Source organism: Pelomonas caseinilytica (genome assembly GCF_021353235.1).
Lineage (GTDB): Bacteria > Pseudomonadota > Gammaproteobacteria > Burkholderiales > Burkholderiaceae_C > Pelomonas > Pelomonas caseinilytica.
Window position 1 is genome coordinate 650,881 of sequence record NZ_JAJTWT010000002.1, and the last position, 16,924, is coordinate 667,804.

The following is a 16,924-nucleotide window of genomic DNA, read 5'->3' on the forward strand; positions in this document are numbered from 1 at the left end:
TCCAGCCGTTGCCGAAGGGGTGACTGGATGGGCAAGAAGGGGCGGCGACACCCCTTCCTGCCATGGCCTGGAGCGTGATGCTCAGTAGTTGTAGAGCACCCCGCGCCCGGCGAGGTAAACGCGGCCTGCAACGACGTTGTCCGCTGCGAGCGCGCCGATGCCGCCCCACTGGTGGGCGTCGTCGTTGATGCGGACCCAGCTGGCCCCGGCGTTGTCGGAGCGGAAGATCCCCGCGACACCGCCCACGGTTCCGACCAGGTAGACCGCTGCCGAATAACTTGAGCCCGGCATCGGCTTGCCCAGGGCAACCCGCGACGCGCCTTGCAGCGTCGGGCCCTGGTACTGATTGAAGTTGGCCGGCACCGAGCTCATGGTGGTCAACTTGGTCCAGGTCAGGCCCGAATTGGTCGAGTGGAAAACGTTGTGGCCATTGGTCAGCCACACATCGCCTTCGACGTAGGGGTTCACCGCCAGCCAGGAGCTCAGATAGGACTGGAAGCTCAGTCCGCTGGCCAGCGTGGGGTCGGTCGACTTGGTGAAGGTTTTGCCACCGTCGAACGAGTAGTAGAAGCTGCCGTTGGTGTTCGACCACCGGGCGCCACCGCTGTCGTAGGCATAGACCTTGTTCGGGTTCTTGCGGTCGGCGGCCAGGTGGTAGGCGCTGCCGATCGACGTCTGGGTGGGGGGCGGCAGGTTCGTTGCCGTCCAGGTGGCGCCGTTGTCGTTGGTGTAGTAGGGCACGCCATTGGAGGTGGTGTTGCCGCTGTAGGTCGACGGCGCCCACACCAGCCTGCCCTGCGCCATCACCGCGATGTTGGCTTCGGTTCCGCCGCCCTGGTCGATATTGGCGCCCGCGGGTGCGAACGGCGGCCGGCTGGGGAAGGCCGACCACGTCGCGCCGGAGTTGGTCGAATAGACCCCCACCGTGGACAGGTTGCTACCGCCGTTGGTGTTGCCGATGGCCGCGATGTAGGCCGGATTCTCCCAGGCCATGTCGACGCCATTGCCGTTGCCGAACGTCAGGTTGCCGGGGTTGGTGGTCGGCTTGGTGTTCAGGTCGGTGTGCACCTGGGTGCCCACGTCCCAGTAGCCAGCCAGGAAGCGGTAGGAAGCCCCCGCCGGCGGCGTCATCAGGGTGCGGGTCGCCAGCTCTTCGATGCCGTCGACGATCGGGGTCCAACTGGGCGTCGCGGCTGAGGCATTGGCGATGGACTCGACCCCGCCGCCATGGACGTGCAGGACATGGTCGGGGTTGAAGGGGTCGATCTCGACGTCGTCCATCCAGCCGATCGACGTGATGCCTCCATAACCGATGGTGGTCCAGCTCGTGCCGGCGTTCTTCGAGTAGAAGATCGCCGGAGAGGCGCCGTACCAGGTGTTGGTCGCGCCCAGGGCGATCCGCGTGGTCGCGCCCGAACCGTAGACCGATACGCCGCCCAGGCCGGCTGCGGTCCAGGGGCCGGTCTTCAGCGGCGCACTCCAGTTCGTACCGTCGAAGCTGTAGAGCCAGGCAGGGCCGCCTGCGCCGGGTCCCGTGTCCTTGGTGAACACGACGTAGAACTTGCGACTCGCGCCGGTGTCCATGTCGCGGACGAAATGGGGGATGTGCGGCTTGATCGGCGTGGTCTGCGACGCGTCGGTGTAGGTAGTCACCAAGGACGGAATTGCAACGCCCGTCCAGGTCGCGCCGCCGTCAGTGGACTTGTACAGGTAGTGCGACAAGCCGGCCAGGCCCTTGTAGTCCGGTGCGACGGAAACATAGAGCGTCTGGGTGGGCGTTCCCGAAGACACGAATCCTGTCGGGGGCACCGCCGTGTCGAAGACCACGCCTTCGATCCCGATGGGGCTGTTGCCAAATTGCGCGATGTCCGGGTTCGATCCCGAGGTCGTCATCTTGTAGGTCGACAGGCCCGTCACCTGGTTCCAGGTCGAACCGCTGTCGGCGCTCTTCCAGAGCCCCTGCGTCCGCGAGGCATAGAACAGCACCGACGGCTTGTTGGGATCGACCATGAGCCTTTCGCCAATGGCGCGGCCGGCGTTGTTGCCGCCGGCAGGGAACGGCAGGTCCACATAGGTCCAGGTGTCCCCGCGGTTCGACGACTTGTAAAGGCGCGCGTTGCCGCCGTTCACGTAAGAGCCGCCGACCAGATACACCTTGTTGGCGTCGGTCGGGTCGAGCGCAATGCTTTCAACACCCTGAAACCGGCCCTCGGTGAAGCCGAACATGTCGGTGATGGGAATCCACTTCGAGTTGGTGTTGTCCCACCGATAGGCCCCGGCCACGTCGGTCCGGGCGTAGAGCACGTTGGGCACGGTCGGGTGGTAGATGAGGCCGGGCACGTAGCCGCCGCCGCCGAACTTGACATTGGCCCAGCTGCCGGCCGGAGGCGCCGTGCCGGCCTGTGCATCTGCGGCGCCGGAGTTGTAGCTGCCGGCTGCGGTCGTGAACTTGACCCAGTACCAATAGTGCGATCCCGCCGCGGCCGTGGCGTCGGCATAGGAACGCACACTCGAGGCGAGCTGCGCAATGCGCTGGCGGCCGTTCGGGTCGCTGCTGGTGTTGCGGTAGACCTGCAGGCCGGAGACGGCGCCCTGCACCGTCCAGCCGAGCTGGATGTTGCTGGCATTGCCCGTGGCCGTGAGGCAGACGGTGGCGCCGCCGCCGCTGCCGCAGCTCTGGGCCTGGGCGAGCCCGGCCACGCCCAGGGCGAGGACGAGGCTGGCGATCTTGTGTGGTGACTTCATGGGTCTGACCTTTCGAGGGAGAACGCCCGGGCGAACTTGTCTCCAACGACCTCGGGCACTTTGGATGCGGGCGCTACTGCGCAGGGATGACGGACAGCTCCGCGGCGCTGGTCCAGCCGTTGCGCCAGACTTCGTCCAGCGCCGTGAATCGGAAGAAGCGCGCCTTCACCGGGGCGAAGCGCACCTCCTGCAGGTCGGGGTTGTTGCGCACGTTGGCGAACGTGCCCTTGTCGACGGCCACGCTCCAGGCCTGGCCGTCCTCGCTGGTCTCCAGGCGGTAGTTCTCGACCGTGCCGTTGAGCACGCCGTCCTGGCGCGGCAGGTAGACGAAGCCGGCGATGCGGTGGACCTGCCCCATGTCGACGGTGATGTGGTGGGGCAGCTTGAGGTCGGCGCCCCAGCGGGTGTGCCAGTAGGTGGAGGAATCGCCGTCGATGGCCAGGGCCGCGGCGTTGTTGCCGCCGGCGGTCTCCTCGCTGTCGACGTCGACGACCTTCCAACCGCGCGGTGACAGGCCGACGAAGTTGCGCACGCCAATCACGCCCAGGCGCCCGTCGGGCTGTAGGCGCGCCGTCTTGATGATGCCGCTCGACGGCAGGGCCAGCGGCGCCGCGTAGACCGGAGACTGGGCGGTGGGCATCGAGCCGTCCGTGGTGTAGACGAAGCGTCCACCGGCCGGATGGCTGATGGCCACACGGCCCTCGGCGTCGCGGTCGGCGATGCTGGGCGGCATCAGGTCCAGCGACTGGCGGTAGAGCGCCACCTCGGCCAGCGTCGGCGCGAAGCGGGCCTGCTCGATGCGCACGCGGACCCGGTCGGTCGTGACCGGCTGGCTGAGGCGGATCAGGCGGCGCTGGCCGACCGTCGTCGTCTCGTCGGACCGGATCCTCGGCAGGGCGACCCAGCGCTGGCCGTCCCAGGCTTCGAGCGCGAACCGCTCGATGCGCTGGCCGCGTTTGTCCACCGCCTCCTGCAGCGACACCACGTCGAAGGTCTGCGGCTGGGGCAGGCTGAGCGTCAGGCTGCCGTCGGTGCGGCCAGCGGCGGCCTCCCACCAGGTGCCGAGCCTGCCGTCGGCCGCCGCGCCGGCGCCATGGCCGGGCGCCGCATGGTCGGCGCTCAGCCGCGCGCCCGCGGCCAGGTTGGTGCGGAAGGTGTCGCGCACGATCTCAGCGACCTGGGCCAGGGTCTGAACCTGGTTGTCAGGCACGAGGCCGCGGTTGTCGGGCGAGAGGTTGAGGATGAGGTTGCCGTTGCGGCCGATGCTCGAGTAGAAGATGTCGACCAGCTGCGGCACGGGCCGAGGGCGCTTGCTGCGCGCCCAGAACCACTGGCCGTTGCCGAGGATGGTGACGTTGGTCTCGGCCGGATACCACCACAGGTGGGAGCCAGGCTTGAGCTGCGCGCGGCTGCCGATGTCGCCGCCCTGCCAGTCCGGCCAGTCGAACCGTTCGGGCGCCTTGGGCAGCGGCACGACGCTCCACTCGGTGGTGCGGCCATAGCCGCTTTCCGAGCCGACCCAGCGCACGTCCGGGCCCTTGCCCATGATGACGGCGCCCGGCTGCAGGTGGCGGATCAGGTCGTACCAGGCGTTGTAGTCATAGGTCTGGGAGACGCTGGGGTCAGGGTTGGCGCCGTCGAACCAGACCTCGGCGATGGGGCCGTACTCGGTCAGCAGCTCGTAGAGCTGGTTGAGGAAGTAGCGGTTGTAGTCGTCGACCTCGTAGCGGTAGATCTTGAAGCCCGGCGTGGGCGCCCTGCCCTTGCCCGGGTCGGTCTTGAAGCTGGCCGGGTCGGTCGGGATGGTGGAGGCCAGCTTGGGGCTGCCGTTGCCGTAGTAGCCGGCCGGGTTCTTGGGGTTGGTCTTGAGCTGGTAGAGGTCGGCGGGCGAGAGGTAGATGGCGAACTTGACGCCGGCCTCGCGGGCCGCCTGCGAGACCTCGCGCACGAGGTCGCCCTTGCCGCCGCGCCAGGGGCTGGCGGCCGAGGAATGCGCCGTGTACCGCGTCGGCCACATCGAGAAGCCGTCGTGGTGCTTGGCGACGAGCACCAGCATCTTGCCGTCGAGCTGCTTGACGGCGCTCAGCCACTGGCGTGCGTCCAGCGCGGCAGGATTGAAGATGGCCGGATCTTCGCGGCCCGTGCCCCACTCGACCTCGTTGAAGGTGTTGACGCCGAAGTGCAGGAAGAAGGTGCGCTCCAGCCGCATCCACTCGACCTGGTTGGCGCGCGGCAGCACCTTGGCGGCCTTCTCGGCGACGACGGCCGGCGAGTCGCCCGTTTCGACGACGTGCTCGTGGGCGTAGGGGACGGAGGGCGCCGGGTGTGCACTCGGCGCGACCATGCAGGCCAGGCCGGCGAGAAGGGCCGCCACACGGGCACGGTCGGGCAGGAAGTCGCTGATTCGGCGGGTCATGGCGCGTGACATGCGAGCGCTGTCGGGATGGGATCGGCAGCGAGCAAGGAAGATGCGGGTGGCAGCGACGCCGCCACCCGCGCTTGACGTCGGCCCGTTGGCTGCCGGGGCGGGGCCCCGGCGAGCGGCCTCGGACCGGTGTCCTCGTCAGAACTCCATGTTGCCCGACAGGCTGTAGGTCTGGCCCGGGAACTTCCAGGCATGGCCCACGACGCCACCGTTCTGCTGATACGTTTCGCGCACCGTCACCTTGTTGAGGTTGGAGATGCTGAAGTTCACCGAGAACTTGTTGCTGAAGGTGTAGCCGCCGCCCAGGTCCCACTGGCCGTAGGCTTCCTGCCACCGCGGCAGGCCGTACCAGGTGTCGGTCTTGCCCGCCCGCGCCGGATCGGCGCTGGTGCCACCCGGGCAATAGTTGTCGTAGCACTGGGTGCCGCCGGCGTCGAGGCCGAGCAGGCTGCGGCTGTTCCAGTTGTAGGCCAGACGCAGGGACCAGCCCTCACCGTCGTAACGCAACGCGAAGTTGGCAGCGTTCTTGACCACGCCCTCCAGCGGCAGCTTGTTCTTGAACGGCAAGCCGTTGGTGTCGCAGCCGTAGATCTGCATCGCTGAATTCTTCACTTCGCCGGTGGGGCAATAGGTGAAGCTGCCATCGCGATAGAACTTCTGGTCGTGGTCGATGTAGGTGTAGTTGGCCGACACGCCGAAGCCCTTGGCCCATGTCGGCAACACATCCTTCAGGAAATCGAAGTGGTCGAGATAGGTGTCCCCCGACAGTTCGATGCCACGCAGATTCGCCTTGGCCAGGTTGGCAGGACCCGTGATCACGAAGGTCTGGGGCTGACCGTCGACGGTGTCGTAGTTGCGGGTGTAGGTGCTGTTGTAGATGATGTCCTTGACCCGCTTGTAGAAGGCCACCGCGGTCAGCGACTGCCCACGCTTGGGGTACCACTCCAGCGACAGATCAAAGCTATCGGCCTTCAGGGGCCTGAGCTTGGCATTGCCGGAGTTCTCGCCCTTGTAGGTGGCCGCATTGGCGCCTGCGTTGTAGTCCTGCTTCAGCGTGATCGTTTCCTGCAGCTGCTTGAAGTCAGGCCGGTAGATGCTGCGCGCCATGGCGATCCGGCCTTGCAGCTTGTCGGTGAAATTGGCCTTCAGGTTCAACGACGGCAACAGGTCGACGTGGCTGTCGGTCACATCGAGCGGCTCATTGCGAGACGTGAATCGCGGCAGGCTGGCCGGCGCGTTGTCGTAGGTCTTGCTGGTGTCGAAGGAGATGTGCCCGTGTGAGACGACGCTGGTGTAGACCGCGCGCACACCGGCATTGCCCTCCACCGGAATCTTCCAGTCATCGAAGCCGAAGCGCAGGTTGCCGTAGAGCGCCGCGGTGCGCATCTTCGCCCTGGCGGTGCGAGCCGGGGCCTGGTCGTACAGCAGCGTCGTGTCGAAGGCGTAATCCTCGAATTTGCAGGTGTTGGGGACGTTCGGCCTATTCCTGAACGTGTCGTTGCACTGCTGGAATTTCGCCTGCTGAACCGCCTCGCCGTAGCTGCGCAAGTCGCGGATGTAGTCGAAGGTCGGGAAGATGACGTCGGGCAGGTTGCCCATGCGCCCGCCCAGCAGGTTGGAGTAGTTGAACAACTCCGTGGGGACGGTGAAACTGTTGTAGTAGCCCGGCGCGCCGAGATAGCTGAAGTTGCCACGCCCGTTGCCCGTCGGCTCCGTGCCAGCCACGGTGGTCTGGGCCACCGCCCAGGGTTCGGCCAACGACTTCCAGCCGGTACCACCGGGGTCGGACGCGTAGGAAGCCTCCTTGCGCACCGAGTGCCGCTCCGTCACCCGCACCCCGAAACGGAGATCGCGCAGCACCGGGTCTTCGAAGTTGTACCTGGCGTCAGCCTTCCAGGCATAGAGATTGGAGTCGCCCTTGTACAGCTTGGGCTGGATGATGTTCAGGTAGTAGTTGTTCGGGTTGGCGAGGAAGTCGCGCGTGGTCTGGTCGAAGTTCAGCTGCACCGGCCCGCCCTTGGACGTGTCGACATCGATGCTCGGCAGGAAGGTGCCGAGTTGGATTTGCCGGCCCGTGGTCTCGAACTTCGAATTCACCCACTGCAAGTCGTTCTGGACACTCCAGCGATCGTTGAGCTTCCACTTGAAGTTCCAGGCCAGCTCGCCCGTCGTCGTGTCGTTGACGTTGTAGAAGCGCGAGTTGCCCATGGCGATACCGCCGGCAGCGAACTGGTTGGGGCCATAGCCGTAGGCGCTCGTGTAGGTGGGCTTGCCATCCTTGTCCACGCCGGTCTGCTTCATGCCCGGGTAGGTGTAGTGCCCCTTGACCACGATGCCGCGGTCATCGACTTCGGCGTCCGTGATCACCGACTGATACACGTTCTCCATGCTCGAGTAGAAGTTCGTGCCTTTGTCGGTGTCGTGCCCCTTGGAGATGAAGTAGGTCAGCCCCGACTCCATATCGTTCTTGCGCCACTGCAATGCGCCATAGAAGCCGTCACGTCGGGTTTCGCCGGTCGACGAACCCCAGGTCATGCCACTGGGCGCCCAGACGGTCTGGCCCGCAAGCACATTGGTACGCGGGTAGTAAGGGCCGAGGCTGAGGGAATCAGAACCATAGACCGACAGGTTGCTCGCCACGTCGGCCAGCACGCCGACGCGCCCGAATTCGGTGTCCCAGTACGTCGAATACAGGGCGGACACCCGCGGCGACGTCTTCTTGGAACTCGTGGAATAGTCCACGCCGAACGCTGCCTTCGCCGTGTTGGGCTTGTAGTCGAAGGGCATGCCGGTGCGCAGATCGATCATGCCGCTGATCGCGCCCTCGATGCGTTCTGCAGACGGGTTCTTGTAGGTATCCACGCCGACCATCAGTTCGGTCGGCACGGCTCCCCAGCTCAGATCCTTGCCCGGCCAGCCGGCAGAGAAGATCTCCCGGCCATTGAGGTTGGACGCGCCCCATTTGAGACCGCGAACCCTGATGCCCGACCCTTCCTCGGAAAAGTGGAAGGCGTCGTCCTGAATGTTCCGCTGGCGCTGCACCGTCACGCCCACCACGCGCTGCAGCACCTCGGTGATGGACCGGTCAGGCAACTTGCCGGCCTCATCGGCGGTCACCGCGTCGATGATTTCCTCGGCGTCCTGCTTGCGCTTCTGCGCCGACTGCAGCGCCGCACGTTGACCGGTCACGGTCACGGTGTCGAGCGTCTGAGGCTTGGACTCGTCCGCCGTCTGCGCTTGCGCCACGCCGATCATCAGGACCAGCTGCATCGCAGCGACGGAGATCGCGGTCTGCTTGGGTTGTTTCATTTGTCTCTCTTCCTTTGTTTGCTCACCCATGGATGGGGCGGCGTGTTCTGCACGGCGGAAAGGCGGACCCGCCCTCCCCGGAATCTCAGCTTTCGGTGCACACCCAGCGCCACCTGGCCAGGGAGTACGTCACTTCCAGCCACCGGGAGCCGCCCCGCTCTACCGATGACTCGTCAGAGCAGCGCGATGAAGCCGCCGACCTTCAAGTCGTTGTTGAAAATGATGTTCTGCTTGCTGTCCTTCGAGGTCGTCGAGAACTGCAGCGAGTGATCGCGGATGCGGACCTGGACGGTCGGGTAGGTCTTGAGCAAGGTGGCCGCAGAGGCGCGGGCCGACTTCAGCGGGTCCTTGTCCAACGCCGCCAGGAAGGCGTCCGGGGCGGCAGGGTCGTAGAAGGGCAGGCCGCGCACCGTATCGAGCGATGTGCTTGCCGCCCCCGTTCCGCAGCTCGCGGTGGTGGCGAACCAACTGAGCGGAATGGCATAGCTGCGCATCCCCGTCCCGGCCGGGAAGAGCGGCGCGCTGAGCGTGACATTGCAATCCTTGCCGCCGTTCTTGCTCAGCACGAGTTCCACATGCAGGGGCTTCTTCGTTGTCACCCGCCCATCCGACACGCCGGCGGAGAAGATGAGGCTCTGCTCGGTGGTCACCTGCTTGCCGCCAGGCGTGTCCTTGTCCCTGACCAGCGAGGTCACGCCCGGCACGAAGATGTCGACGCGGTTGAAGGCACTGCCGTTGTCCCAACCCGCGTTGGCGGACTGCTTGGTGTGCAGGGCCGAGGTCAGGGCGGTGCCGTCGGCAGGAATCTGCTGGTAGCACCAGTCGCCCAGCTTGGGATCGCAGTTCTCCCAACCGCCGTTGCCGATGGCATCCTGGCCGATGCTCCAGTGCCAGGCATTGACCGACACGCCGCCGCCCTGCTTGGTGCGAATGGCGGTGGTGCTGCCCGCACCCGTCCCGAGGGTGGCCGGATTGAATCCATCGGCGACCAGCACCGGGTCGACGGCGACGATGCCCAGCGTCTGGGCAGGTTCGTAGTCCGTGCTGCCCGCTTGCGATGCCGTGACGGCACACAGGCCCTTGCCCTTCAGCTCGAGGTTGGAGCCATTGATCGAGCAGACGGCCGGCGTCGTCACCGCGTAGGTGATCGGCAAGCCGTTGTCGGCGCCCAGGGCGTTCTTCGCCTTGGCCGTCAGCGGCACGGTCAAGCTGTCGGTGCTCTGCAAGGAGTTCGGCAGCACCAGCTGCACGGTCTGCGTGCCCTTGACCACGTTGAAGACCTCGTTGATCGCATCGGCGGGAGCCCATGTGGCTCCATCCGCCGACTGGCCGCCGGGCTGGCTGGCCGTGATCACGCATGACCCCGCCTTCAAGGGCGTCACGGCGTCGCCAGACACCGTGCAGACCTCCGGCGTTCCCGACGTGAACTGCACCGGCATGCCGGACGTGGCCGAAGCATCCAGCTTCACCGCGCCGACCCCCAAGGTGGCGTTGCCCGGGAAGGCGAAGGTGATGGTCTGCAGCTTCCCGCTGCTGCCGTCGCCCCCGCCGCCGCCGCAAGCCGCCAACGCGGCGCATGCCGCCAGTGCCGTCAACTTCGGGCCGTGCCGAAATACCTTTTGCTTCACGTGCAGTCTCCTGTCCAGATTTATGATTTATCGATAAACTTGCGGCGCGCCCTGGAATCTATTGCAAGCCGCAAGCCACTACGCCCCCACGCTGTGCGGTTTCAAGCCCCGCAAAGTTACCGCAGGTGGTCTGATCAAATTTCTGGATGCAATCTTAATTTAACCATCAATCACCCCCATTAGGACAAACGAGCGGTCTGACCAATTGGCACTTCGCCGGGCTGTGGCATCCGCCGGCACCTGCGCAGATCAGCGCAAGCGGTCGGCCAGGTAACGATGGTGGGCTGGAAGCGGTTCCACGGCCCGGCGGATGGCCTGGGCCCGCCCTTCCAGGGCCTGGGCGGCTTCTTGCCGAGGCAGTTCGTCGAGCACCGGGTCGGCGCATTCCGGCCAGCAGCCCATGCCTGAATACACCGACAGCCAGCTGGTGGTGCCGAAGGCTTCTTCGTCGTACTGGTGCACCACGCCGAAGCGGCGCCACGCTTCCATCTTGAAGGCCAGGGTGTCGGGCAACTCCATCGAGGCCACGTGCCGCCACAGCGCGCTGTCGCGGCGGGCGGTCGTGCAGTAGTGCAGGATGATGAAGTCCCGGATACGCCTGAACTGGGTGGCCGCGCCTTCGTTGAAACGCGCCACGGCTTCGTCGTCCAGCGGCCCGCCTTCGGTCAGCTGCACCATCAGCCGCGAGATGCCGCACTGGATGAGGTAGATGCTGGTGGACTCCAGCGGTTCCAGGAAGCCGGACGACAGCCCGATGGCCAGCACATTGCCCACCCAGAAGCGCTGGCGCTGCCCGGTGGTGAAGCGCAGCAGCCGCGGCTCGGCCAGCGGCGCCCCGTCGAGCTGCTGCAGCAGTTGCTCGCGCGCCTTCTCGACGTCGATGAAACGGCTTGAAAAGACATGCCCGTTGCCCGTGCGACTGCGCAAGGGGATGCGCCAGGCCCAGCCGCCTTCGAGTGCAGTGGCGCGGGTGTAGGGCGGCAGCGCCTCGCCCACGCGTTCGGTCGGGCAGGCCCAGGCCGCGTCCACCGGCAGCCAATGGCTGTAGTCGAGGAAGGGCTCGGCCAGCGTCTGGCCCAGCAGTAGCGAGCGAAAGCCGGAGCAGTCGATGAACAGGTCGCCGGTGAGCTGGCGGCCATCGGCGAGCAGCAGGCCGGCCACGCCGCCATCGGGCCGGCGCTGCACGTCGACGATGTGCCCCAGGGTGTGCCTGACCCCGCGCTGCATGGCCAGGCGGCGCAGGAAGGCGGCGTACAGGGCGGCGTCGAACTGGTAGGCGTAGTCGTAGGGCGGCTTGGGTGGCTCGGCGACCACGAAGCGGCCCTCACGGGCCATCACGGCGGGTAGGGACTGGTGATCGAGGTTGCCGGCCAGCCCCAGCCGCCGATGCTGGCCCCACAGCGCATGCGGCCCCGCCAACTGGCCCAGGTCGCCGAAGCTGTGGAAGTAGTGCTCGCCCTTGACCCGCCAGTCGTGGAAGAAGATGCCGAGCTTGAAGGTGCCATCGGTGGCGCGCAGGAACTCGGTCTCGTCGATGCCCACCATCCGGTTGTAGTTGAGGATGGACGGGAAGGTCGCCTCGCCCACGCCGACGGTGGCCACCTGCTCGGACTCCACCAGCTCGATGTCGATGCCCTTGCCCCGCAGACCGGTGGCCAGGGCGGCGGCCGTCATCCAGCCGGCGCTGCCGCCGCCGACGATCACGATGCGCTGGATGCGCGCGGGCACTGCCGGGTTCATGAGACCTCCCGCGAGAGCATCTCGCCACCGAAGCCAGCCGCCTCGATGCGCAAGGAGGTGAAGAGTCGGCCATGCGCAACGGCCGGGCGATGAGACTGAAGAGCGTTCATGGTGGATTGGGGCAGGCAGCCGAGCGAGGAGCCACACCTGCAACCGCCCTGCCAGCGCAGGACGGCGTCGCCGCTGTGGCTCCCCGGGTCATCGGCTCACTTCACGAAGCGCGCCAACAGGCGGATGTAGGAGACCTGGTAGCCGTCCGACGGCTCGCTGATGGACCAGGAGTTCAGCGGCCAGCCGGTATTGAAGTCGAGGTAGGACTTCGCCGCGGGCTGTCCGTAGGGAGGCGCCGGCGGCGCCGAGCCGCATTGGGCGCTCACGCCGGGGCAGCCGGAGTCCCAGCTCCACTGCGAGTTGGTCGGCCCGCCGACGAGGTAGCCCGGTGCCGGCCCGTAGGTCGAGGTCGCGGCGCTGGCCCACTTCGGGTCGCCGTCCATGAACCAGCTGTGCCAGATCCGGTTCACCGAGTTCTCGGCGCCGAAGCTCACCATGTTGCTGAGGTAGACCTTGCCGAGCGGGTTCACGCCGTGCAGGTAGTGCAGATAGCCGCCTGCCGCCGCCGCGACCTCGTCCGCGGTATGGCCGCTGACCTTGTAGTCGAGATCGTCGAAGAAGATTCTGCCCTGGCTGGCCTTGAGGTTGTTGCTGCCCCAGATGTACTGGTCGCCGATGAAGGCCAGGTAGGCGTCCTTCTGGCCCAGCACGCCACCCCAGCTCGGATAGTCCGACCGAGTGACCAGCGACTGGTAGCGCGAGCGGATGTCGTTGGCAACGCTGGCGGTGGCACCCGGCAGCGAGGCGTAGTAGAGCAGTTCGCGCGCGGAACCCGCGTTGACGCCGCTGAGCGTCCAGTCCTTCATCAACTGCGTCGTCTGGTAGTTGCCGTCGATGTAGGGCCGATAGGTGGCGTCGCCAGTCAGGGCGAACAGGCGGATCGCCGCAGTCAGGCGCAGCATGTCGCGGCCATGGTCGTCGGTCTCGATCGGGCCCACGCCGAGTCCGCCGTTGCCGTGGGCGGCGTCGTTGTAGAAGAGCACGCTGGGGTGGGCGATGGCCCACTGCCAGGCGCTCACGGCGCGCCGCTTGAGGTCAGCGGCATAGGCCGTCAACGCCGGGTTGTTGAGGCTGGCATAGACCTTGGCGCCGTGCGCGAAGGCGGCGGCCGCGGCCAGCGTCGAGGTGGTGCTGGCATCGCCGTAGTAGCTCGGTGTCGTGATCGTCGATGGCGGCACGCTGCCGCCGCCCTCGCCGACGATGGACAGTACCGAGCCGTCCGCGTTCTGCATGCGGACCAGCCAGTCCATGCCCCACTTCACTTCGTCCAGGATGTCGGGGACGCCGTTGCCCGACTCGGGGATGTTGAAGTCATCGGTGAAAGCGGCCGGCGATTCCAGATAGGCATCGAGCAGCCCCTGGATGTAGCCGGTGGCGTAGCTCGTGTACTTGTTCATGTCGCCCGCGTCGTACCAGCCGCCTCGCAGGTCGCGCGCGGTGGCCGCATTGCCCTTGTCGAGGAAGCGGCGGGCTTCGGGGTCCTGCCCGGCTTTCACGTGGCTGGGGCCGTCCGCCCAACCCACGCCGGCATTGCCCACCGTCTTGTTCTGTCCGGCGCGCTGGTAGAAGAACATCCGCACCGCCTGCATGAGAACGTTGCGGTAGACGTTGTCGCCGATCTCGAAGCGGGCCGAGCGCTCGCCGGTGTTGATGTCGACGACCTCGTAGGTGCCTGGCGCGGTGACGTCGCTGAAGTCGGCGTACAGGACCTGGTCGCCCGAGGCGGGGTCCACCCCGTAGTTGTTCCAATTCGAGCTGGGCCACCAGTTGTCCTTGACGATCTGGCCCGTGGCCGAGTTCACCAGGCGCAGCTGCTGGGGCCAGAAGCCCACGTTGCTGTCGAAACCCACCTTGGGGTTGCGGATCACGGCGATCTTCTTGGCGTTGGTCAGGTAGCCGAACTGGTCGACCATGATGAAGCGGCCGGCGTTGGCGGCGGGCGGCGCCCAGACGTTGAACTGGTAGGACAGCGTCGACCTGGCCCCGCAGCTGTTGACGTAGGTGGCCGTGGCCGTGCAGGAGGCCGTCAGCTTGAGGGTCTGCTCGCGCGAGCTGCCCGAGGCGCCGCAACCACTCCAGGACCAGCTCCCGGACGTCGGCTGCGGGCCCAGCACGACGCGCGAGCCGGCGTTCAGCGAGGCGGAGGACTTGGCCACCCACGAACTGGTGCCGTTGATGTTGAGGTAGGGGGTGAGGGCTGTGGGCTGGCACGTTTGCGCCCAGGCGGGCGTTCCCAACGCGACCGCTGCGAGCAGCAGGCCTTTCTTCATGTCCACGGTTGTCTCCTGTTTGATGTGTGTGCAGTGGAACGACGCTGGCAGTAGCGGCGCATCTCGCGATGCGCCCTGTCGGGCGGCCCATGGCCAGCAATCAATGGCCGCCCCTGAGATGCAATGCGGTCTGCGCCCTCCCCGCTCACTGGCCGTTGTCGACGATGAGCCGGAGCATTTCCGCCTCCCTCGGCCTGCCGGTGCGGCGGTCGATCAGGCCGCCGGTGTCCCACCACATCGGCACCAGGCCATGGCGGCGCATGGACGAGGTCACGACGCGGATCCAGTCATGCACATAGGCGCGCATGCCGGGGTACTGCTTCTTGGGATAGGCGCCGTACTCGCCGATCAGCACCGGGATGCCGCGGCGCACGAAACGCTCCTCGAGGGAAGCGAACTCCTTCTCCACCCAGGGCTCGTCGGCCCAGGTCTGCGTGGCCTTGGGGTCCTTGGCCTTGGCGCCCCACTGCCAGATCCTGCCCTTGCCGTTGAGCGTGAACTCGTAGGGGTCGTAGTAATGGACCTCCATCATCAGCCGGTCGGGCACGCTGTCGGTGGGCATGACGGCGTACTTGAGCGTATGGCCGATGTTGGTGTTGTAGCCCTGCACGACGAGGAAGCGGCTGGCGTTGGCGCCGCCGGTGGCGCGCACCGTCGTCACGAAGGTCTGGTTGAAGCTGTTCTGCACGTCGGCGTATTCCTGCGTCGGCGGCGTCCACAGGTTCTCCATGCCGACCTCGTTGGTGCCGGCGAAGACGAGGCGCTCGTCGTAGTCGCGAAAGGCCGTGGCGATCTGCGTCCACAGCCCCGCCAGGCGCCGGTTCAGCGACGCCTGCCTGTCGTAGCTCGTGTGGTTGAGCCAGCCGCCGTCCCAGTGGGTGTTGATCATGGCGATCAAGCCGGCCTGCAGCGCGTAGTCCACGACCTGCCTGACCCGGGCCATCCACCTCGGATCGACGCGGTCCTCGGCATCGGCATGGGCGAACCACGCCACCGGGATACGCACGCTCTTGAAGCCGGCGGCCTTGAAGCCATCCATCGTCGCCTGCGTCGTCGCCGGCTGGCCCCAGGAGGTTTCGTTGGGCAAGGCCTCCAGCGTGTTGCCGAGGTTGATGCCCGGAGTCATGCGCTCGGCGAATTGCAACGCCGTCTGGCCCTCTGCGGCACTGGCATGGCCTGCCCAGCCACCCGTCAGGGCGAGCGAAGCCACGCGCAGCGCATCGCGGCGCGAAAAGTTCGTGTTCATGGAAATCAGCAGCAGGTCGGCCGCAGGGGAGACTTGCCGCTCCACCACCGGCCGGTGGGCATCACTTGGATGCATTGACGAGGATCCCGACAAGCCCGGCAACCGGGCCTGCAGGCGACTCATCCTCTAGGGAGTGCGGTGGAATGTGGGGCGTCTCCTCCTCGGCCTGATGAACGTCCGGGCTTCAGGCGATCAGCAACTCTGCGGCCCGCGGACCGGCCAGCGTGGCGCGCTCGACCAGTTCGGTGCCCAGCACGACCTCGCGGTCTTCGGCGCCCGGCTGGCGCGTCTGCTCGGCGTCGATCAGCGCCAGCAGCATCTCGACGGCCATGCGGCCGAGCTTGCCCAGCGGCTGGGCCACCGTCGACAGCCGCGCGGCGCGGGCGAACAAGGTGTTGTCGAAGCCGATGAGGGCGATGTCCTCGGGAATGCGGTAGCCCCGCGCCTGCAACCTCTCCATGCAGCCCAGCGCGATGGCGTCGCTCGCGGCGAAGATGGCCTCGGGCAAGGGCTCGCCGCGGTGCCGAAGCAGCCAGGGCTCCAGCACCGTGCGCCCGCCTTCGGCCGTGAAGGGGCAGCGCAGCACATGGTCGGGCGGCGGCGTGATGCCGGCCTCGCGGAAGGCGCGTTCATAGCCCTGCTGGCGCAGGTCGGCGCCGGTCGAGCCCTCGGGGCCGCCCACGTGCAGGATGCGCCTATGCCCCAGCCTCAGCAGATGGCTGACGGCCAGGAAGGCGCCACCCTCGTCGTCCGACTGCAGGCCCGGCACGCCGGGAACCGCCCGGTTGGCGTGCACGGTGACGGCGGGCGCGTGCTCGGGCAGCCATTCGGAGGCCGGCGCGTCGATCATGGGCGCCAGCATGATGAGCCCGTCGATGCGCCCATCGCAGTACTCCGGCACGAGGCGGCGAGCGTCGACCCAGTTGCCGACGTTGAAGACCGTCACGTTCTGCCCGCGCGCACCGGCGGCCTGCATGATGCCGTCGAAGACTTCCAGGAAATAGAGGTTGGGCTCGTCACCGGACAGGATGCCCACCAGGCCCAGGGCGTTCATGCGCCGGTCGACCAGGGCACGCGCCGTGCGGTTGGGCCGGTAGCGCAGCTTCTCGGCAGCGGCCAGCACCCGCTCGCGGGTCTCCTTGGAGATGCGAGTGGAGGTGGACACCCCGTTGAGGACGGCGGACGCTGCCATGGCCGACACGCCGGCTTCACGGCCGACGTCGGCCAGGGTTGCAGCGCGGCGCGGGCGCGTGGGTTGCTCAGACATGGGCCTGCTCTTTCGCAGGGCCCGCCCAGCACAGCTTCAAGTCCGGAACGGTCAGGTAGGGTGTCATGACGACAGGCAAAAGAACGCAGTCTCGCAGGTGCGGGTGTCGGCACACCGCCGGCTGTACGGCCTCACAAGTCACCACGCCTGTGCCTTGGGTGATTTCTCGATAAATCCGATGGC

8 protein-coding genes are annotated in these 16,924 nt (G+C 66.8%); all 8 read right to left on the reverse strand.

Features of this window, described 5'->3' with window-relative positions; translation table 11 throughout:
• Nucleotides 1-81: 81 nt before the first annotated feature.
• Nucleotides 82-2,745 (reverse strand): WD40/YVTN/BNR-like repeat-containing protein, encoded by a 2,664-nt coding sequence (locus tag LXT12_RS06750; protein ID WP_233390657.1) that lies wholly within the window; start codon nt 2,743-2,745, stop codon nt 82-84.
• A gap of 73 nt (nt 2,746-2,818) precedes the next feature.
• Nucleotides 2,819-5,161, reverse strand: coding sequence for a discoidin domain-containing protein (locus LXT12_RS06755; RefSeq protein ID WP_233390658.1), 2,343 nt, complete (start codon nt 5,159-5,161; stop codon nt 2,819-2,821).
• Between the two features lie 147 nt (nt 5,162-5,308).
• Nucleotides 5,309-8,479, reverse strand: a complete 3,171-nt coding sequence (locus LXT12_RS06760) for a TonB-dependent receptor (protein WP_233390659.1) — start codon at nt 8,477-8,479, stop codon at nt 5,309-5,311.
• A 173-nt stretch (nt 8,480-8,652) separates the two neighbouring features.
• A complete protein-coding gene (locus LXT12_RS06765; protein ID WP_233390660.1) occupies nt 8,653-10,074 on the reverse strand; it encodes a hypothetical protein in 1,422 nt (473 codons plus the stop codon).
• Nucleotides 10,075-10,356: 282 nt separating this feature from the next.
• On the reverse strand, nt 10,357-11,847 hold the full coding sequence (locus LXT12_RS06770; protein WP_233390661.1) for a tryptophan halogenase family protein: 1,491 nt from the start codon (nt 11,845-11,847) through the stop codon (nt 10,357-10,359).
• Between the two features lie 206 nt (nt 11,848-12,053).
• Nucleotides 12,054-14,228 (reverse strand): glycoside hydrolase family 9 protein, encoded by a 2,175-nt coding sequence (locus LXT12_RS06775; protein WP_233390816.1) that lies wholly within the window; start codon nt 14,226-14,228, stop codon nt 12,054-12,056.
• A gap of 145 nt (nt 14,229-14,373) precedes the next feature.
• On the reverse strand, nt 14,374-15,474 hold the full coding sequence (locus LXT12_RS06780; RefSeq protein WP_233390662.1) for a glycoside hydrolase family 5 protein: 1,101 nt from the start codon (nt 15,472-15,474) through the stop codon (nt 14,374-14,376).
• Between the two features lie 184 nt (nt 15,475-15,658).
• Complete coding sequence (locus LXT12_RS06785) at nt 15,659-16,741, reverse strand: LacI family DNA-binding transcriptional regulator (protein WP_233390663.1); 1,083 nt, start codon at nt 16,739-16,741, stop codon at nt 15,659-15,661.
• Between the last annotated feature and the right edge of the window lie 183 nt (nt 16,742-16,924).

Coding starts and splice junctions, on each gene's coding strand:
- LXT12_RS06760 (WP_233390659.1), bottom strand. CDS start 8,479: ATGAAACAACCCAAGCAGACCGCGATCTCCGTCGCTGCGATGCAGCTG.
- LXT12_RS06775 (WP_233390816.1), bottom strand. CDS start 14,228: ATGAAGAAAGGCCTGCTGCTCGCAGCGGTCGCGTTGGGAACGCCCGCC.
- LXT12_RS06785 (WP_233390663.1), bottom strand. CDS start 16,741: ATGTCTGAGCAACCCACGCGCCCGCGCCGCGCTGCAACCCTGGCCGAC.
- LXT12_RS06755 (WP_233390658.1), bottom strand. CDS start 5,161: ATGACCCGCCGAATCAGCGACTTCCTGCCCGACCGTGCCCGTGTGGCG.
- LXT12_RS06770 (WP_233390661.1), bottom strand. CDS start 11,847: ATGAACCCGGCAGTGCCCGCGCGCATCCAGCGCATCGTGATCGTCGGC.
- LXT12_RS06780 (WP_233390662.1), bottom strand. CDS start 15,474: ATGAACACGAACTTTTCGCGCCGCGATGCGCTGCGCGTGGCTTCGCTC.
- LXT12_RS06750 (WP_233390657.1), bottom strand. CDS start 2,745: ATGAAGTCACCACACAAGATCGCCAGCCTCGTCCTCGCCCTGGGCGTG.